This window comes from Ureaplasma diversum NCTC 246 (assembly GCF_000731915.1).
Classification (GTDB): Bacteria; Bacillota_I; Bacilli_A; order Mycoplasmatales; family Mycoplasmoidaceae; genus Ureaplasma; species Ureaplasma diversum.
This window is the reverse complement of sequence record NZ_JFDP01000037.1, coordinates 20,114-40,504: the sequence shown is the minus strand read 5'-3', so window position 1 is coordinate 40,504 and position 20,391 is coordinate 20,114. Positions and strand designations below refer to the sequence as shown.

15 protein-coding genes, 1 other RNA gene and 1 pseudogene are annotated in these 20,391 nt (G+C 28.0%); 10 read left to right on the top strand and 7 right to left on the bottom strand.

Going from position 1 to position 20,391, the window contains the following annotated elements; translation table 4 throughout:
• Nucleotides 1-39: 39 nt before the first annotated feature.
• Both UDIV_RS01555 and UDIV_RS04510 read right to left on the bottom strand, forming a co-directional pair.
• A complete protein-coding gene (locus tag UDIV_RS01555; protein ID WP_038102350.1) occupies nucleotides 40-708 on the bottom strand; it encodes a ribulose-phosphate 3-epimerase in 669 nt (222 codons plus the stop codon).
• 2 nt (nucleotides 709-710) lie between these two features.
• Complete coding sequence (locus UDIV_RS04510; RefSeq protein WP_038102349.1) at nucleotides 711-4,277, bottom strand: DUF3713 domain-containing protein; 3,567 nt, start codon at nucleotides 4,275-4,277, stop codon at nucleotides 711-713.
• A gap of 146 nt (nucleotides 4,278-4,423) precedes the next feature.
• Between UDIV_RS04510 and sufC the strand changes: the two genes are divergently transcribed.
• The 7 genes from sufC to UDIV_RS01515 all read left to right on the top strand — a co-directional run bounded on the left by sufC (nucleotide 4,424) and on the right by UDIV_RS01515 (nucleotide 11,354).
• On the top strand, nucleotides 4,424-5,245 hold the full coding sequence (gene sufC, locus UDIV_RS01545) for a Fe-S cluster assembly ATPase SufC (RefSeq protein WP_038102346.1): 822 nt from the start codon (nucleotides 4,424-4,426) through the stop codon (nucleotides 5,243-5,245).
• Entirely contained in the window at nucleotides 5,223-5,852 is a 630-nt protein-coding gene (locus tag UDIV_RS01540; protein ID WP_038102340.1) for a SufD family Fe-S cluster assembly protein, read from the top strand. Before sufC ends, UDIV_RS01540 begins: the two co-directional genes overlap by 23 nt.
• Nucleotides 5,853-5,857: 5 nt before the next feature.
• Nucleotides 5,858-7,069, top strand: a complete 1,212-nt coding sequence (locus tag UDIV_RS01535) for an aminotransferase class V-fold PLP-dependent enzyme (RefSeq protein ID WP_038102339.1) — start codon at nucleotides 5,858-5,860, stop codon at nucleotides 7,067-7,069.
• Entirely contained in the window at nucleotides 7,056-7,502 is a 447-nt protein-coding gene (gene sufU / locus UDIV_RS01530; RefSeq protein ID WP_038102338.1) for a Fe-S cluster assembly sulfur transfer protein SufU, read from the top strand. Before UDIV_RS01535 ends, sufU begins: the two co-directional genes overlap by 14 nt.
• Nucleotides 7,492-8,889: a Fe-S cluster assembly protein SufB gene (sufB, locus tag UDIV_RS01525; protein WP_038102332.1), complete on the top strand. Its 1,398-nt coding sequence runs from the start codon at nucleotides 7,492-7,494 to the stop codon at nucleotides 8,887-8,889. The genes sufU and sufB overlap by 11 nt, the downstream gene beginning before the upstream one ends.
• A 3-nt stretch (nucleotides 8,890-8,892) precedes the next feature.
• The gene (proS, locus tag UDIV_RS01520) at nucleotides 8,893-10,320 is read left to right on the top strand and encodes a proline--tRNA ligase (protein ID WP_038102329.1); all 1,428 of its coding nucleotides are present in this window, start codon (nucleotides 8,893-8,895) and stop codon (nucleotides 10,318-10,320) included.
• Nucleotides 10,321-10,412: 92 nt separating this feature from the next.
• On the top strand, nucleotides 10,413-11,354 hold the full coding sequence (locus UDIV_RS01515; protein WP_038102326.1) for a hypothetical protein: 942 nt from the start codon (nucleotides 10,413-10,415) through the stop codon (nucleotides 11,352-11,354).
• A gap of 152 nt (nucleotides 11,355-11,506) precedes the next feature.
• On the opposite strand, the gene UDIV_RS01510 is transcribed toward UDIV_RS01515, so the two are convergent.
• The 5 genes and pseudogenes from UDIV_RS01510 to ssrA form a co-directional block, all read right to left on the bottom strand.
• Nucleotides 11,507-11,965 carry a restriction endonuclease subunit S gene (locus tag UDIV_RS01510; protein ID WP_051749409.1) on the bottom strand — a complete coding sequence of 153 codons (459 nt, stop codon included), beginning with the start codon at nucleotides 11,963-11,965 and terminating at the stop codon, nucleotides 11,507-11,509.
• Between the two features lie 11 nt (nucleotides 11,966-11,976).
• Nucleotides 11,977-12,486: pseudogene (locus tag UDIV_RS04200) on the bottom strand (restriction endonuclease subunit S); the annotation flags it as partial.
• 21 nt (nucleotides 12,487-12,507) lie between these two features.
• Nucleotides 12,508-12,639, bottom strand: a complete 132-nt coding sequence (locus tag UDIV_RS04375; protein WP_156021864.1) for a restriction endonuclease subunit S — start codon at nucleotides 12,637-12,639, stop codon at nucleotides 12,508-12,510.
• Nucleotides 12,640-12,823: 184 nt separating this feature from the next.
• The gene (locus tag UDIV_RS01500; protein WP_038102323.1) at nucleotides 12,824-13,153 is read right to left on the bottom strand and encodes a Vmc-like lipoprotein signal peptide domain-containing protein; all 330 of its coding nucleotides are present in this window, start codon (nucleotides 13,151-13,153) and stop codon (nucleotides 12,824-12,826) included.
• Nucleotides 13,154-13,420: 267 nt separating this feature from the next.
• Nucleotides 13,421-13,839: a transfer-messenger RNA gene (ssrA, locus tag UDIV_RS04270) on the bottom strand.
• Between the two features lie 116 nt (nucleotides 13,840-13,955).
• Here ssrA and UDIV_RS01495 point away from each other — a divergent pair.
• From UDIV_RS01495 to UDIV_RS01485, 3 genes are all read left to right on the top strand, one after another.
• Nucleotides 13,956-15,716, top strand: a complete 1,761-nt coding sequence (locus UDIV_RS01495) for an endonuclease/exonuclease/phosphatase family protein (protein WP_051749405.1) — start codon at nucleotides 13,956-13,958, stop codon at nucleotides 15,714-15,716.
• Nucleotides 15,717-16,024: 308 nt separating this feature from the next.
• Nucleotides 16,025-17,545: a GA module-containing protein gene (locus tag UDIV_RS01490; RefSeq protein ID WP_038102321.1), complete on the top strand. Its 1,521-nt coding sequence runs from the start codon at nucleotides 16,025-16,027 to the stop codon at nucleotides 17,543-17,545.
• 242 nt (nucleotides 17,546-17,787) lie between these two features.
• Nucleotides 17,788-20,385, top strand: a complete 2,598-nt coding sequence (locus UDIV_RS01485) for an MAG2960 family serine endopeptidase lipoprotein (RefSeq protein ID WP_051749403.1) — start codon at nucleotides 17,788-17,790, stop codon at nucleotides 20,383-20,385.
• Nucleotides 20,386-20,391 lie beyond the last annotated feature (6 nt).

Sequence of the window (20,391 nt, the reverse complement as noted above, 5' to 3'; positions counted from 1 at the left end):
AGGCAACACAAAAAGTGTTAGCTAATTTAAAGATTAATATTATTTAATAATTTGATTGATTTCTAGTTTAAATTGATCAAGATTATTTACATACTTAACAACAAAAGAACCAGATACATAATAATCAATTTGATTTAGAGTATTTTTGATTACATCAAAATTTACCCCACCATCTAATTCAATTTCAAAATTAATATTAGATGATTCTCTAAAAGCTATTAAATCATTTAGTTTAGTGTATGTATCAGCTAAAAAAGCTTGACCACATTTCCCAGGAACTACAGACATAAAAGTAACATAATCAACATCTTTTAGTAAGTGTTTATAATCATCTAAAACAAATGATGGATGAATCGCAATTCCAGCTTTAATGTTACTATCTTTAATCTTGTTTAATAAAGCTAAACAAGATTGACTATTAACTAATTCAAAAGGAAAACTAATCGCATATGGTTTATATTTAATTAATTGATCGATTCATTTAGTTGGATCATTAACCATTAAATGGACATTAACTAAACAGTTATTAGCTAGTAGATGATCAAGATATTCAAGTTTACTAAAAGCAACATTTTCTACATAAATTCCATCCATAATATCATAATGGAAATGGTTTAGTTGATGATCATTAAAGCTTTTGATTAAACTAGCTGTTTGAGTTTTATCAAATGCTAGAATTGAAGGAAGAATAGTGATTTGTTTGTTCATTTTTAATTCTTATTAAAAGTTATTAATGGAGCTACTTTTTGGATATTATTAGCAACTCGTTTATCAAAGATTACTGTTTTGTTTGTTTCTGGTAAACTAGCTAAAGCTTTAATGTTTAATGCTTGATCACTAATTGCTAGATCTAAAGCCATTTTAAAGAATTGGTTATTAGCTAATAAAGCTGGATTTAGTTGATTATTGTTGTTTTTAATTTTAAGTACATCATCTTGATTGATTTGAGTAATAGCTAAAGTTTGTTTGATATTACTATTAGCTTTAGTTATTGTAGCTGAAGCTTTTGGGTTTAGTTTGTTGTAAACATAACTAAACTCTAAACGACTAAACGCTTCATTTGGTAATGCATCAATTCCTGCATTCATAATCTCTTTTAGTTCATTTAAAGCTAAACTAGTTGTTGTAGCTTGATTAGTAGTTTGTGAACCACTAATTACTTTTCGTTCATTTTTAACTATTTGATCAAATTTAATATTAGCTGTTCCATCAAAATTAAGAGCAAACAATTCTTTAGCTAATTGCTTGTATTCGTTATAAGAAACAAAACTATTAACAAGAGCTTTTAGTTTAGCTTTTGAACCAAAACCATATAAAGCTCCAGCTCCTTTACTGTTTGGTTTATTAGTGTAAACTAATTTATCATATAAACTTACTTTATCAAAATCAGGTCCAACTTTAGTTTTTTGGTTTTCTTTAGTAATTAAACCTAAGAAGTTCATATATTGTTGTTTGTTTTGATCAACTGTAAAGTTTCAATAAGTAGCTGCATCATTTAAAGTAACATTTTTTAAGAAATCTTCTTTAAGTTTAATTTCATTATTTTGTACTTCATAAACATCATTTTTGTTTAAAGTGTAAACATTAAGTGGGTTACTAGTACTTAGCTGGTATTTCTTAAAACTTAAATCTTGTTTAGGATCATTACCAAATTGTGGATTAGCTAAACTGTTTTCAATACCTTTTCAAGCTAAGAAGATAACTTGGTTGTTAGCAGTTAGAAGCTTTAGGTATGAAATTAAATTATCATATGTAAATTGATTATTGTTGTGATTGATTAATCAAGCTAAAACAACTAAAGCTTCTAAGCTGTTGATGTATTTAGTGTAATCTTTTAATCTTAATTCTTGATTAGCATATGATCCATTAAGTAAATAAGATTCGTTTCAGTATTGAGTGATTTGATTAACTACATTATCAAGATTAGAACTATCTTTAAGTAAATCTGCAGATAAGTTAGCATTAATTAAAGGCAATTTAATTGAAGTATCAATTGCTTGATTAAATAATTTAGCAGCTTCATTATCAGCTTTTAGATGGAATGTATTTAAATCAAAGTAAGGAGTTAAAAACTTCTTGTAAATTGATGCTCTTAATAAGGCTTCAAATTGGTTAGAACTAATGAAGTTATTAAGGACTTGGTTTAGAATGTAGTTATCTAATGATACAACTTGGCTGTTTTCATAAACTTTAACTAATTGTTCAAAGTTAAGTGGATCAACATAACTATCAATTGCTGAATTAAATTCAGTATTTAGTTGTTGTAAAGTTTTGTTTGATGTTTTTGATACAAATGTTCTAAGTAATGAATAATAAGGGTTTTTATTCTCTTCTTTAGTTTGAGTAAGATTAATTGGAACATTAATTCCAGCATTATAGAATGCTTTTGGATCAACATTTAAATTAGTTGCTTTATTGTAATTAATTACTTTACCTTTAAGAGCTAGTTCATGTTCTTGAAGTGATTTTACTGAACTAATTTCATTATTAAGATTAATGATTTTAATTAATTGATCATTTAAGTTAATTGCTTCTTTTGAAGCTGAGAATAAATTGTTTTGATCGTTGTTATGTTTTGCTAAATAAGATGCAATGATTCGATCTTGATTAGCTTTAAAATAAGTTTCAAGTTCTGGTTTAATGTTATGACCTTTAGCTTTTGCACTTGGTGTTGGTTTATTAGTAGCATTGTATAATGCACCTTGGTATAAGAAATGATTCTTAAGTTCATTAACTAAACTACTAAAACCTTTAGCTGCAGCTTCTTTTAACGTTTTGAAATTATTTAAACCAATAATTTGAACACCTTTATCTGTTCTAGCTAATAAGATGTTTCTATCTTTAACATAAACTACTTGATTAACTGCAATAGTATCTTTTAAATACCCAGTAAATGCATCATTATCACCTAATTTAAGTGGGTAAAATAAATTAACATAACCAGATTGATTTTGTTCAGTAACTGTTTCACTAGATGAGACTGGTTTAGTTGTTGATGATGAATTTGTTTGAGAACCAGCAGGGGCAGCTGGTGCTGGTGCTGGTGATGATGGAGATGACGGACTAGCTTGACTAGTTGAACCACTTGGTGTAGATGGACTAGAAGGAGCAGCTGGAGTAGTTGGTGCAGTAGTTGCCTTTTCACTCTTCAATACAAAGTTTAGTAATGGATTTGTTTCATCAAGCTTATCGATCATTTTGAAATTAGTTTCAAGTGTATTAAACAACAACATATAAGCACCTAATTGAGCTAAATTAGTTGTTGGTAATACTTCACGAGCTTTAATTTGATCTAATAAAAGTGTTTGTTGATTAATAGCCACATTATTGTTTTCTTTAATATCAACATTAACAAAACCATTAGCATCTAAATGTTTGTTTTCATTAATTAATTTAACAACATTAACATAGTGTGATGTTGTATTTAATTTAGTAGCATCAGTTGATGCATCTAAAAAGAATGGATAAGCATTACTTGCTTGATTGTTAGTTGGAATATTTGTAAATAACTTCTTGTTATAAATTGATTGAGTAGCTAAACTATCATATTTAAATTCAAAATTAAATGTTGGTAAAGGTAATTTGTTAGCTATATAATCATCAACTAAGAAGTTAAAGAAATGAGCATACTTTTTAGTTAATGGATTAGATGTATCTAAAACAATCTTGTTTCTATCCCCTGCATTAGTGCTTTTAACAATTTCATTTTTTTGTAATAAAGCTTCTGCACTTAAATCAGTTGCTAAAACTAATTGATTGTTATTATTGATACTAATTAATTGATTAAAGTGTTCAAATAATTCAGTTGTAAATAGATTATAAGTATGGTTGTATGCATTGATTTGTTTTCAAGATGCTGCAGTTCCTCCGTTTGGATCAAATAATCCATCTTGAAGAACAGCATTTGCATCCTTACCGAATCGATTGTTAACATTAGTTTGGTGTCTTTTTAGTTCATTATCTAATTCTAGTTCACGATCAGTTACTTGTTTTGAAATTTTAGGATTTTGATTTGTTTTAGCTCAAAAATATATTGCTTGTTTAGCAATTGCTTTATTTAATTCATTAACTCCTAAATCAGAAGCTAAAGCCATTTTAAGAGCTTGTTTAGTAGTAATATCATTTGTTAAAAACATTCCATTGTTAACATTAACGATTTTACTAAAAGTGCTTGAATTAGTTTTAGTTGTATTATTACAAGCAACAGCAACTGCTACTAAACTAGAAGCAGCTAATGTGCTTAAACCTAATACTGAAAAAAGTTTCTTTAATTTCATATAACAAATCCTTATACTATTTTATATATTTTAAATCCTAAATCAATTTATTAACTAATTTTGTAATGTATCAATTTGATAATTATACTATAATTAAGAGTTATAAAATAGTAAATATTCTACATAAAATAGGAAGGTGCTAGGTCTTGGAAAAGCTAACAATTAAAAACTTAGATGTCCAAATAGAAGGAAAGTTAATTCTAAAAAATTTTAACTTAGAAATAAATACAAATGAAGTAGTAGCGATCATGGGTCCTAATGGACATGGTAAATCAACGCTTTTTAAAGCGATTATGAACCATTACTTAACAGAGGTTATAAATGGTGATATTTTAGTTGATGATCAATCAATTCTTGGTTTAGAAACTAATGAAATTGCTAATAAAGGAATTTATTTAGCAAACCAACATCCAATTGAAATTCATGGACTTGGAATGTTAGATTTTTTAAGAACGATTGTTGCTACTAAAAGAGAACAAAAAACTGTTAATGTTTTTGATTTATATCAAGAATTATCAGAACATATGAAAAGTTTAGCTTTAGATCCTGCCCTTTTAAAACGATCATTAAATGATGGATTCTCTGGGGGAGAGCGAAAAAAGAATGAAATCTTACAAATGTTAGCTCTTGATCCAGATTTTATTCTTTTAGATGAAATTGATTCAGGACTTGATATTGATGCACTAAATGCAATTGCTAATGTTTTATTAAAGATCAAAGACAAAAAAGCAATTGTATATGTTTCACACAACAACCGATTATTTAAAATCTTAAAACCAACTAAAGTAGTAATGATCATTAATGGACAAATTGCTCAAGTTGGTGGTTATGAATTAGCTGAAAAAATCCAAAACCAAGGTTATAAGTGAGTTGAACAAGAATTAGGAATTAAAGTAATTGAAGATAGTGAAACTGATTTTGAATTTAAAAAAGGATTAATGAGTTGTGGAGCAAACTTCAAAGAATAAACAATTAATTGTTCTAGAACACAATAAAGATTTAGAAATTGATATTAATCCTTTAGAAGATGAACTAGAACAAGAAATTTATATGATTGATTTATTTCCAGGGGATTCAGAAATCAATCTTAAAGTTAATTTAAAAGCAAATTCAAAATCACTGATTCATGTTTTAATCTTAAACTTTGATCAATACAAAAAGAAACTAACAACCCATTTAATGTTTGATCAACATTATGCTGAATGTGAGAATAATGTTCGAGTTATTGGTTTTAATGAATCAACAACAGCAATTCAATTAAATGGAACAATTGGTAAAAACACAAGAGGTAATGGGGTTTATCAAAACATCAATGCTAGTTTATTTGATGAAGCAAAAGTGATTGGTGAACCAAATTTAATCATTAATAGTAATGATGTAAAAGCAGGGCATTCACTTAAAGTTGGTAGTATTTCACAAGACATCTTATTTTATTTACAATCTCGTGGGATTTCACACTATGCATCAATTAGATTAATTCTAGAATCTTTCTTTAATGAAGTATTTGCTAATTTTGATGATCAAATAAAGGATAAGTATGCAGATATTATTAATAGTATCTTTGCTAAATTTTAAAGACAATGAAATCTTATAAACATTTATTTCCTTGATTTAAAAATAATCCTGATATTGTTTATTTAGATTCAGGAGCAACAACTCACAAACCACAAGTTGTGATTGATGCCATTAATCAATATTATTTATATGATTGTACAAATCCTCATAATAGTGATTCAACATTTGCATATAAATCACACCTTGTAGTAGAGAATGCACGAAAAAGCTTAGCTAAGTTAATTAATGCTAAATCAATCCAAGAAATAGTTTTTACATCAGGTGCAACTGAATCTTTAAATCTAATTGCTAATGGTTTAAAGAAATGATTAAAAAAAGATGATGAAATCATTCTAACTTATTCTGAACACGCTTCAAATCTACTTCCTTGATATAAACTAAGAGAAGAGATTGGAATCAAGATTGTTTTTGCTAATCAACTTAATCATTATCCTACTTTAGAAGATTTTAAAAATGCTTTATCAGCTAAAACTAAAATTGTTAGTTTTGCTTCTGGGGGTAATTTAGTTGGTAATATTTTAGATGAAGTAGCTATTACTAAAATAGTTAAAGAATATAATCAACAGATTTTAGTTTGTGTTGATGCAACACAATCAATTCAACACCGACCGATTGATGTAATCAAAACCAATTGTGATTTTGTAGTATGTTCAGCTCATAAGATTTTTGGACCAACAGGGATTGGTTTAGCTTATATTAAAGAATCATTAATTACTAAATTAGAACCCTTAAAATATGGGGGTGGAATGAACTTTAGTATTAATTTAGAAAAGTATGAATTATTTGATAATTTAATGCGTTTTGAAGGGGGAACACCCCATGTTGCTGGGATTTATGGTTTTAAAGCTTGTGTTGATTTCTTATTAGATATTGGCTATGAAGCAATAAGAAATCATGAACTAGAATTAGTTAAATATGCAACAGAACAACTAAAAACCATAGAAAACATAGAAATTTTTAATCAAGATGACTCTTCTACATCAATTGCATTTAGTTATAAAAATGTTTTTTGTCAAGACTTTGCTAACTATTTAGGAAATAAAAACATTATTGTAAGAAGTGGTTTATCATGTGCTAAGGTAATTAATCATATTATTGGTATTGAATGTGCAATCAGAGCTTCTTTTTATCTTTATAATGATAAGAGTGATGTTGATAAATTAGTTAAAGCAATTAAGGAATATAAACCAGGAGATGAATTAAATGGCATTATCTAAAGATCCATTAGTGTTACGTTCTATTATTATGGAACACTATGAACGACCTAAATATAAGCTTAATCAACAACAAATAGAACAATTAGCTAACCACTTAACTAAACATAATAAAACAGAATCTTGTATTGATGATATAACAATTCATTTAATATTAGAAAATGAAATGATTAAAGAAGTTTATTTTAGTGGCACAGGATGTGCTATAGCAACTTCATCAACTGATATTATTTGTAGTAGTGTACTTAATAGTTCGATTGATCAAGCTTTAAATATCATTGATAATTATTTAAAGATGGTAAGTGGAGATCAATATAGTGAAGATCATTTAAATGAATTAATTGCTTTTTATAATGTTAAAAACCAACCAAATCGAATCAAGTGTGCAACAATTGGGATCAAAACCTTAAAGGAGTGTTTAATTGATGGAAGATAATAAATTTAAAGCAACTGAATACGCTTATGGGTTTTCTGATGATGTTAAAGAACGATTTAGTACAGCCAAAGGGTTATCAGTTGATGTTATAAAAGCAATCTCTAACTATAAAAAAGAAGATCAATGACTTCTAGATAGCCGGCTTGAAGCTTATGAAGTATTTAAACAAAAGAAAAATCCAACATGAGGAGTTGATCTAAACTTCATTGATTTTGATCAATACTACTATTTCATCTCTGTCGTTGATGGGATTAAAAAATCATGAGATGATGTACCACAAAAGATTAAGGATACATTTAGTGCTCTTAATATTCCTGAAGCTGAAGCTAAGTTTTTAAATGGGGTGCATACACAATATGATTCAGATGTTGTTTATGGATCAATTATTAAAGAATTAGAAGACCAAGGGGTTATTTTTTGTGATCCTGAAACAGCTGCTAAAAAATATCCAGATTTATTTAAGAAGTATTTTGGGAAATTAGTACCAGCATCTGATAATAAATACGCAGCTCTTAATACCGCAGTTTGATCAGGAGGAACATTTATTTATGTTCCTAAGAATACACACATCAAAAAACCACTGCAATCATATTTTCGGATTAATTCTCAATCAATGGCACAGTTTGAACGAACATTAATTATTGTTGATGATAATTCATCCCTTCACTACATTGAAGGATGTACTGCACCTATTTATTCATCAGATAACTTACATGCTGCTGTGGTTGAAATCTTTGTTGGTAAAAATTCAACTTGCCGATATACAACCATTCAAAACTGAAGTGATAATGTTCTTAATCTAGTAACTAAACGAGCATATGTACAACAAAATGGAAATATGGCTTGAATCGATGGAAACATCGGTTCAAAAGTTAATATGAAATATCCTTGTTCAATTTTAGCTGAACCATATGCTTCAAGTGAATGTATTAGTATTGCAGTAGCTAAAAGTGGAGTAGTTCAAGATGCAGGAGCTAAAATGATTCATTTAGCGCCACATACTAAATCACAAATAGTTTCAAAAGCAGTTGGATATGGAACTGGAGATAGTAGATATCGGGGTTTAGTTAAAATAAGTAAAGAAGCACATAATAGTATTTCTAAAGTTGAATGTGATACATTATTATTAAATGAAACAGCACGAAGTGATACTTTCCCTTTAGAGTTAGTACTTAACTCATCTTCATCAATTTCACATGAAGCAACAATTACTAAAATTAATGCTGAACAATTATTTTATTTAACTTCAAAAGGAATAAGTGCAGAAGTAGCTGAAGAATTAATTGTCTTTGGTTTCTTAAAAGAGTTTACAGATGAACTACCAATGGAGTATGCTGCTGAACTTAATCGATTATTAAAGTTAGATATGACAGGATCAATAGGATAGAATATGAACAACAATAAAAGATTAGATAAAATCACACCACGATCAGTTGATTTTGCTCAATGGTATACAGATATTGTCTCTCATGCTAAATTAATGCAATATACAGATATTAAAGGATCAATGGTTTTTGCTCCTAATGCTTGAGCAATTTGAGAAAATATCCGTAATGAATTAGATAAAGCATTTTATAAGCTTAATGTAAGAAACTTAGCAATGCCAACATTAATTCCATATACAGAATTCTTAAAAGAAAAAGATCATATTGAAGGGTTTGCTCCAGAATTATTTACAGTAACACATATTGGTGATAAAAAACTTGAAAGTCCATATGTAATAAGACCAACAAGTGAAATTTTATTTTGTAACTACTTTAAAACAATAGTTAATAGTTATAATGATTTACCAATTAAAAATAACCAATGATGTTCTGTAATGAGAGCTGAAAAAACAACAAGACCATTTTTAAGAAACTCAGAATTCCATTGACAAGAATTACATGCTATTTTTTCTAACCAAAAAGAAGCAGAAGAGTTTACTGTTCAGATTTTAGATTTATATGAACACTTCTTTAAAGAGTTTTTATGTATTCCTGTTCTAAAAGGAGTTAAAACAAGCTGAGAACGATTTGCTGGAGCTGATTTAACTTATACAATTGAAGCAATTATGCAAGATGGTGTTGCTTTACAATCTGGAACTTCACACTACTTAGGGCAATTCTTTGCTAAAGCTTATGGGATTAAATACCAAAACAAAAACAATGAACTAGATTATGTGCATCAAATGTCTGCAGGAATTTCAACGCGTGCTCTTGGTGCTTTAATTATGGTTCATGCTGATGATATGGGCTTAGTTCTTCCCCCAGCTATTGCCCCAGTACAAATTTCAATCTGTACCTTATTTGCTAACAAAAACCCACACCTATTAGATTTAGCTAATGATTTATATAATCAATTATCTAATACTTATCGATGCAATCTAGATACTTCAGATAAAGGAGTTGGTTTTAAATTAGCTGAAAATGAAATCAATGGTACTCCAATTAGTATTATTGTTGCAGCTAATGAATATAACAACAACCAAGTAATGATTTATCGACGAGATCTTAAAACTAAAACAGTGTGTGATCTAGATCAATTAGATCAATATTTAAAAACAACGTTAGTTGATATTAAAAACAATATCTATCAATTAGCTAAAGATCGATTAGACCAACAATTAGTTAAAGTTAATTCATTAGAAGAATTACAACAAACAATAGCTAATAATAAAGTAGCTCTTGCTTTCTTTGATGGTTGCGAAGCTGATGATGAAAAGATCAAAGCTTTAACAAATGCTTCAACAAGATGTATTTATGATACAAAACAAGAAGGAGTTTGTATCATAACTAACAAAGTTACTAATAAATTAACTGTTTTTGCTAAAGCATATTAAATAATGAACAAATAACTCTTTAATATTAATGCTAAATTATTTATAATATAGTTGATAAATAGTTATTTAAAGTGAACAAGAATCATTAAATTATGAACAAAACTCACAAACATAATCAAACAGATCCAACAATTTACCATTTACACGATAATGGTTCAACAAAGTTAATTAAACAATTCTTACGCTGTAAAATTTGTGGTTTTAGTACAACAAGAATTATTAAACAACTAAATGAAGAATTAGCTAAATTTGATATTAAAAGCTCAGAGTGTTCTTCTAAACAAAATCAAGTAGAAGAAGTTAATACTTATTATGCAGAAAACAATTTTCTAACATCAACTGCAGCTGAACTTGAAGATCTAACTAAATTAGATCTAAAAGAAGGTAGTGATATTAATCAACAACAAGATTTAGAACAATTAGAAACTAATGAAGAACAAATTGATGAACAACATTTATGTTGTGCACCAAATATAGCACACCACCATCAATTAAATCAAGAATGTAATTATCCAATCTGTGGTGATTTATGTTATTTAGATGGTATTATTCAACAATATAAGAATGATTGTGGAGATAAATATTCTTGTCTAAATAATAAATATTATCCAAACCATTTATTATATTTTGTTCAAGCATCTAATCATATTGATCTGGATGAGTGTGAACATGTTCACGCTTTTAGAGAGTTAGTTTATAAACATGCTGTTTATATGAACACTAACTACCCTAACTATCCACACCAGATTCCAAATACTCACGCTCAAAAATGATATCCTATTTTAGATCATCTAGCACGTCTTTATGGATGTGCTTGTGAAAGTGAATTTGATACTTGTTGTTCAGTTGATGATCAACAAAAAGCTTGCGTGCATTGAAGTCAAAAAGATGATTTAAAAGAACAAACACAAAATAGTATTAAAGCTCTTAAAGAATTAATTAAAGAACATAAACAAGAACTAGAAGATCTTAAACCAAAACTTAAAAATGCTTATAAATCATACCCATCTTGATTTAGAACTGAAACTAAATAAGATTAGAAGATATTTATAAAAAGCTTTAGAGTTAATAAAAAGCCTGATGAAAATGTAAACATTAATTTACATTATTCGTTCGGGTTTTTTGTTTTTATACTTAAGTAGGAAGGATTAGTTTAGTATAGTGAATGTAGGGTTAATTGAATGGATTAGTTTTTAGTTTGATCAAATGATAAAAGAAGATCTCTATAGTATTCGTATTGTTTTTGACGAAGTTCTATTTCTTTAGGAAGACCTTCTGATAGGTTGTTGGTTAATGTATCAAATTGATCAAGAATTGAAGCAATATGGTTTTGAACTCTTAGGGGCGGTATTGAAATAGAAATATTTCATATTGTATCTTTACTTAAGGATGGTATTCCAGCACCATATTGAGCAGCCATTAGATAATCTTGTTTAAGTTTTAAAAAATGATATAAAAATCTATTATTTACAGATTGATTGGGTATTAAATAATAACAATGAGCATTAGCTCAAAATCTTTCGGTTATGAAATTTACATATCCTGCTGATGCTCCGCCTTGACTAATGATGATTGTATTCGCTTCTACATTATATTTGTTAGTTCTTCCTGAAAAAGTTTTACCACCATTATATGCTGGATACATTTCATCATCATTTAATTGTTTTTATTAAACTGTTCACCCTTTTTTATATCACAAAGATCAGCAATAATTTTATACTCAACTTCTACATCTTCTCCACAAAGTTCTAGTGTCTTCTTAATTAAGTATTCTTCACTAAGAAGAGAGTTTCTGTAGTAGTTATATTGTTTATTTCTTAGTAGTAATTCATTTTGTAATACGGCAACATGTTCTGTCAATTGATCAAGTATTTCTGCAATTTTTTCTTGTACTTCTAAAGACAGAACAGGGACAAGAATATTACTTATAACTTCTTTACTTAATGCAGGTATTCCTGCACTATACTGCACAGACATTAAATAATCTTCATTTAATTTTAATCAATGATATAGAAATTTATTATTAACTATTTCATAATCTAATAAATAAAAACAATGAGCATTAGCTCAAAATCTTTCAGTTATGAAATTAACAAAACCTGCTGATGCTCCGCCTTGACTAATGATGATTGTGTTAGCTTCTACATTATATTTGTTAGTTCTTCCTGAAAAAGTTTTACCACCATTTTATGCTGGGTACATTTCATCATTATTTAATAGATTTTTATTTAATTGTTGTCCCTTTTTTATTTCACAAACTTCCCCTAATCTCTTCCATTCCACCTTCTCATTCTTAATCAACTCTAATATATTTTCCATCTTTAAATCCCTTTTAAGAGTACACTAATAATCACAATATAATAATTATAAATGTTATAAGGTTTTAAATAGTTTACTTAATCTAAAAATTAACTTTACTTATAACTTATTAAGAAAACAAAAACCGCTTAGTGCGGTTTGTTGATTTAATTATACTAATGCTATTTATACAAAAGCGATTAGACTATTTTTGTTTTTGTGTTGTACTTTTAATTTGTTCAAAAGTTAATCTTAAAAGAGCAAGTGCTGCTCTTTTTTCTTCAGGGGTCTTAGCAGCATTGAACGCTTTGTTTAGATCATTTTCAAAATTCTTTATAATTGGTTCATAAACTTTTTCAAGTTCTTTATTACCATTAGCTGACGCTTTCATGAATGCTTTAAAATCACTAATAAGTTTATCTTTTTCTTTATCTTCTGCTGATTTAGCACAAGAAGCTGCAATTGCAACTACTCCAGCTCCAGCTGCTATTGCAGCTAAAGAAAAGAATAGTGCCTTTTTATTTAATTTTGTCATAGTTTTGTCCTTTATAAAAATATTTCACATAGAAGTTTTTTACATTTATTTATATCATTTTTATACTAGTTTATAAATAAAAAATAAAGCGGATTTTAATTAGATAATTTATTTTTTAATAAATTTAAAACCTAAAATTAAATAATAAGAAACAAAAAAATAACCCTTAGTTGCTTAGTTTATAAGCTAACTAAAAGTTAATTAATGATTAGTTTATTCTTTACATGAACCACTGAATTGCACAGTGTATAAAGCTTTTGTTCATGATGGTGGAGATGAGGGGAGTCGAACCCCTTTCCGCAACACTTAAACTATAGCGTCTACAAGTTTAGTTTTATTCAATTAGCTTATTATCAAGTAATAAAACAACCTATAATAATAAGCTATTAGTTATAAATATTTACTTAATTGTTAACCAATAAAAAACCAATTAAATAAAGCTATTATACGATGATCCTCAAATAGTCACTAATAGCGATAACTAAGTGAAGAGTAAACTATTAAAATCTAACTAAAAAGCGTAAGCGTATTGAGCTTGATTGTTAATAGCTGAAGCCATAAACACTGGGTTTAGAGATGCTTCATTAGTTTTTGTATTTTTAGCATTTATTATGCCTCGAAGCTATAAGGGGCAGACCCCACTTGCAACTATAACCGCCATGTCCCGTCGAAACCGTGACACCCCCATAAACTAAATTATAACAAAAAAGCTAAACTAAAAAATTAAAACCAATTAATAAACTAATTAAAAATAACCTTCCTAAAACAAGTAGAATTATTAATTGACTAAGGGTGGCAAATTATGAAAATTAAAAAATCAATTTTTAAAATAATACTAAGTAGTTTAGTAGCAACATCAGCTGTTACTTTATCAACTGCAGCTTCTGTTTCTTGTTTTAATTTAAAAGATGTTGTTTCAAAACAGAACTATAACATTAGTGTAGTTAATAACCAATTAAGCTTTAATAAAAACAAAGCTAAATTAGTATTAAACATTCAAAATGTTAATAATCAATATGTAGTAGTTCAATTAAAAGCTAATGATAATTCTTTATATTTATCAAACAAAGCAAGAGTAGTTAATAACCAAACTAATGCAATCTTTTCAAATTTAGATCAAAACAAACAATATTCATTAAATAAAGTTTTAGTATATGAAACTAAAAACTCTAAGCAAGCTAATGAAATTAATAACATAGTTGTTGAATTATCTAATACACCTAATTCAACAACAACAACAACAACAACAACAACAACAACAACAACAACTCAAGATCAACAATCAAACCATAACAATAACCAAGGTACAAATCAAAACAATAACAATAACAATAACAATAATACTAATCAAACAAATAACTCTAACCAAGCCGAAAGTACTAATAATTTAGTATCTAATGTTCCTACTACAACAGTTAACAAACAAGAGAACTATATAAGGTTTGCTCATTGAAATGTACTTAATCAAGGTGGAACTAATGATTTTAAATCAGAAGCCCTTGCTAAAATCATTTTAGCTAATAAGATCGATGTAATAGCACTAACTGAAATCAATGCTAAAAAAAGAAGTGATAAAACTAAAGAAAAAATAGAAAAACCAGTAGCTGATATTGTTAAGTTAATGAATCAATATGAATTAGATGAAAACAAAAACAAATGAAGCTTTAGATTAAGTGAAGATTTAAGTTCAGCTGGTAATGAAACCCAAGCTGAACGAGTAGCTTTTATTTATGATACTACTAAACTAAAACCAACTAATGATGGTATTTATTACAAAAACGATGTTAATGCTGATATTTTATTTGATCAACATTTTAAAAATAAAGCTACTAATAATCAAAAGATTGCTTATGCAAGACCACCTTTTGGTTTAACATTTGCTACTTTAGATGATAAGTTTGACTTTAGTATGGTAGCATCACATCTTGATAGTCCTGGTCAACCAAAAGAAGTATATAAACAAGAAGAAAAACAAGACTTTGAATACAAACAAGATCCTATTAAAACTGAACAAGGAACTAGAGAATTAAATGAAGCTTACCAAGTAGCTGAAGTAATGAAGTTTGTTGATGAAAAAGATGGAGCTAATAATGATCTATTCTTTTTAGGTGATACTAATATTAAACTTAATAATGAAAAAGCTATTTTTGCTAAATTAATTAATGATGGATATACTTCTTTACTTGCTGAAAGTAGAGAAAATAGAACATCTCTTGGAAAAAATTATAATAGATGATCTCAACCATATGATAAGATGTTTGCTAAAACCGATTCTAAAGTAATTAATGCTTCTAAATTTAATTTATGATCTGTTTTATTTGATCAATCAATTATTAATGAACAATGAATAAGAGCAGCTCTTAATCATTATTATAAAAAAGGTAATAAACAATTAACTAATAATCAAATAGAACAAATTATTAAAAGTTGATCACCAACTAATGAAGCTAATCATGAATATTATGCTAAAGTAATGAACTGGATTTCAGATCATACTTTAACATTTGCTGATTTAGAAATAGATGTTAATGATAAAGCTAAAGAAACAGAAAAAAATAGTTAAATGAATGAATAACACAATTATAGGAACTATAGTTGTGTTTTTGTTTAACGTTAAAGTAAATTGGTTATATAAATTGGTTTGGGGTTTTAAGAGCACACCAAGGTTTACTTTATATTTTTACTAAATTATCCTATAACTAAACAAACATATTATAAAATACCTATTACTGGTACATTAAGGCAGAAAGTGCCTTTTTTTTTTTTTTTGCAACGAAAATAAAAATTATAGAATTGGTTCATATTTCAAATAAATCCAAGCTTTGATAAAAGGAATTTTAGACATAATTTACTATCAAAGGATTTATAAATATGAGTAAATTCAAAAACAAAAAAGCACTAGCTTTATCAGTTGGTGCTATTATGGCAGGGGTTAGTGTTATAGGGGTAGTTGCAGCTTGTGCACCAACGAAAGCGAAACCAGCTAAACCTACTGAAAAGAAAGTAGAACAGCCACAAAATGGTGGAACCGATTCTTCAAAACAAGGTAGTGGAAGCACAACAAATGATACTAAACAAGGCTCAGAAACTGGTGGAACTACAAATTCATCAGGTGGTTCAGATAATACTACCAAAGGGACAACTCAACCATCAACTCCACAAAATCCTCAGGTAACTAATCCAGGTGCAGGATCTAATAAAGATAAAGGAAGTACAACTGAAAGTACTAAACCTGAAAATCCTGACAATCAAGGCAAACAAAATTCTAATGGTGGATCAACTTCTAAAAACGATAAAGAAGCTATGCAAGGTGATAATCCAGGTGCTGGAAATGGTACAGAAGCAGGTAAGCAAGGCAATCCTGGTGCTAACGCAGAAACTGGAAAAGAAGGAAAAACTGATGCAGAAACTAATGGTTCACAAAACGGCGAATCAACTGACAATGCTAAAAATAAAGAATTAGATGCTAAGAAAAAAGATGTTAAGGACAAAATTGCTAAACTAGCTTCTTTATCCGCTGATGAAATTCAGAAATTCAAAGATGAAGTTGATGCTATTGATGATCCTAAAGATATTGCTAAAGTTGATGATGTATTAAAAGCAGCTGAACAAAAAGCTGCTGATAAAAAAGCTGCTGATAAAAAAGCTTTAGAAGATCTAGAAACTAAGAAAAATGAAACTAAGGATGAAATTGGTAAGTTAATCTCACTTTCATCTGAAGACATTCAAAAATTCAAAGATGAAGTTGATGCTATCAAAAATCCTAATGAGATCACTAAAGTTGATGAAGTATTAACTAGAGCTAAAGAAGAAGCCTTAAAACAGTTAAAAGTTAAGAAAGATGATGCTAAACAAGAGATTGGTAAACTAGAACACCTATCTGCTGAACAAATCAAAGAATACAACAGTAAAGTTGACGCCGTAGCTGATCCTAAGGAAGCTAACAAAGTTGACGAAGCATTAAATGCTGCCAAAGAAAAAAATAGAGAAATTCAATTAAGCAAGTTCAAGGTAAAACATTTACAATTTGAAAACACTACTACACAACACCAAGGAAAAGAAATAAAAGTAAAACAATTACACTTATATATCACTGGTGAAGATAAATTCATTAAAGAAATAGCTAATGTGCCAACAGCTACAATTACGCTAAAAAGCTCTACTGAACCTAAAACTAACCTTGTATTTAAATTTACAACGCCTGGTGTTTATTTTGATACTAAAGATGAAATCGAAGTCATCAAACCATTTGCACTTACTGATGAAAAGCAATACACTATCGATACTATAGAAATATTTGATGGTAAGAAAACTTGACTTGCTAATCTAGAAGGTAAGAAATTAACATTCGTACCTAAAACTTATAACAATTCATTATACAAATTCTCTTAATAAGCCGTTATTACAAACTTATTAATCACAATATAAAAACCAAAAATACCCCTTTTACTAACCAATGTAAACAGGGTATTTTTCTATTTAACCTTATACTAATCTCAACAAACTAACATAAGTTGATATTATTATCTAGATAATATAGATATATCTAATCTAGGTTAATAATTTTAATTAATCTAATTTATTTAGTTTTATAATTATTTCTTAATGTATATGAACATAATGGTTATTTAATTATGAAAAAGAGAACAAAGATTAAGTTATTACTATTTCCTACTCTTATTACTTTACCCTTAATAATAGCTTCTTGTACTAATAATCAAAAGAAGAATGATCCTACTATTAATGAATTAAGTCAACAAGTTAGAATATTAATTCCTAATTTAAATCAATTAGAAATTAATAAGGTTACTATAAAAGATATTAAATTAGAATTTGATCAACAACAAGTTAAAGCAAGTGTTCAATCATTAACTAAAGTTGATGATAATACTTTATTAGTTAAAGTTAAAATAACTAGCATCAAAGATGCTACTGATTTTATTTTCAAACAACAATCTTTTAGTGGATTTAAAAAGAGTAGTAATCAAGTTGAAAATGATAGATCAAAGAAAAGTGAAGATCTTAAGAGTAATGATTCATCAAATAAAACTAAAGATGGATCAAATAATCAAATAAATGATTCATCAACTTCAAATGGATCTAAGAATAACAATGTATCTAAAGATAGTTCTAAAAATAAAGAAGTAACACCAAAGCAACAAAATGAATTAGATAACCAAAAACAAAAACCTGATGAAACTAATAAAAATCCATTAGTTCAAAGTAATCCTAAACCAGATAATAGTACTAATCAAGCACATAAAACAAATCAGAATCAACCATCAAACCCAGATAAAAATACACAACCTGATCAACCAATTATTAATCCAATAACTACAGGTGGTGATCAGCATAGTCTGACTTATGATTTTTTAAAATCAAACAACACTCATCAAATTATTCAACAAACAAATTCATACAAACAAGCTGTTGCAAAAATGAACCAATTCTTATATCATGGTTCAAATAATCAACCGATTAATTTTCGTCAAGGATATGATCCAAATTTAATTAAACAGTTCCAAGAAAATACTAGAGACATTGGTATGTTTGGTCATTTTGGTAAAAATGATGAAGAAAAGATTGCTTTTTATAATGATAGTCTTTCATATGATGGAATGATGAAACAAAAGTATTTAGCTAACTTTGCTGAAAATGAAAAGATTGGTGCTACTACACATTCTGTTGATTTTAATGATATAGTTTCTAAAAATCCATTTGGTTATTTACCATCAAATTTAAGTCAACTGTTTTTCTATATGGATTTAAAATCAGCTTCAGGTTTATTAAAGCTTCAAGATATATCATCATTAAGAGCTAACTTTAATGATAAAGAAGGAACTTTTGATTTATTGGTTAGCACATCTGATAAAAGTAGATATCTTTTATCAATTGATACAACTAATACAGATACTCTTAAAAAAGATGCTGATTTTTATAAGTATATCTATGATCATAGTTTTATGATTAAGATTGGGAGAATTGGTTATGAATATAATGATTTCTTTCCACATTTAAGCAAACTTAAAGCTGATCATGAACACGGTACAATGTGAGTAATGGATCGTGTTATTAATAAAGAAGCTGAAAAAGAAGGATATTACGAATTGTTAGTAGCAACTAATATTCACGTTTTTGGTTTTAGAAAACAATTTGATAAATCACTTTATTTTGATGTGAACAAAGAAACAGAAAAATCAAAACAATGAAACGGTGGTTTTTATGATTCATCAAGATCACCTATAGTCAATGGTGTATTACAAGTAAGTCAAGATGCAAAAAGACTTGTGCATTTTGAAGCTACTAGAGGCGAAACAAACCTACCAATGCCAAATCGAGATATTAAAACTGATGATAGGGGCAATTTCTTTAGAGTTTTTAGTGCATATAATCAATATTTAGATGGGGTTTATTATACTCCAAGATATGAAGTTTCAGGAATCATGGGTAAGAATGTTACTGTTGGTGAAAAATATTTTGATAAATATGATACTGTAACAAGATATGGAAGTACTAAAAATGCTGGAGCAGACTTTGTACTTTTAAGACTTAAAATACGAAAAGAACATCTAGGGCAAATATTACCAGCACTTGCTGAAGTAGTAGGAACTGAAAAGGAAAAAGATTGACATATTGGTGTTGGAAAAGATGAGAAATTTAGTCCAATAAAAACTCAATTTTATGGTGGTTATCCAGTTCATGTGGACGAATACTTCCAACCAAAATGAGATCAAGGATCTCGTTCTTTCAGTTTTAAATATAACAAATCAACTGGTGGTGTTGTTAATGCTATGAACCGGTTTGTTGATGAAAATAACTACCAATCATTATGAACAAAATACAAAGCTGAAGAAAATAAGGATTGAAACTCTCATAAAGAAAAATGAAAAAACTATGAAAAGCCATTTATAGAAAACGAACATGGTATGCCGAAGAATGTTTTAGTTCAACATTCACACCTTTATACATATGCTCCATATGATAAAAGACAAAATCTATTAGGTCCTGGTTCATCAGGTTCAGTAGCTATTGATTCTCACTTCAATTTAATAGGTATTAACTATTTACTTTCTAAAGATGTAAATGCTTATGCTAATGCAATCGCTCTAATGGAAGGTTTTGGAGATTACAAAAACAACTTTGATGGTAATCTAAGAACTGATATTAGAAATAAACTAATGAAAGATAAAGTTTATACAGTCAAAATTAACCCAGAAAACAAACAATCATAAACCACC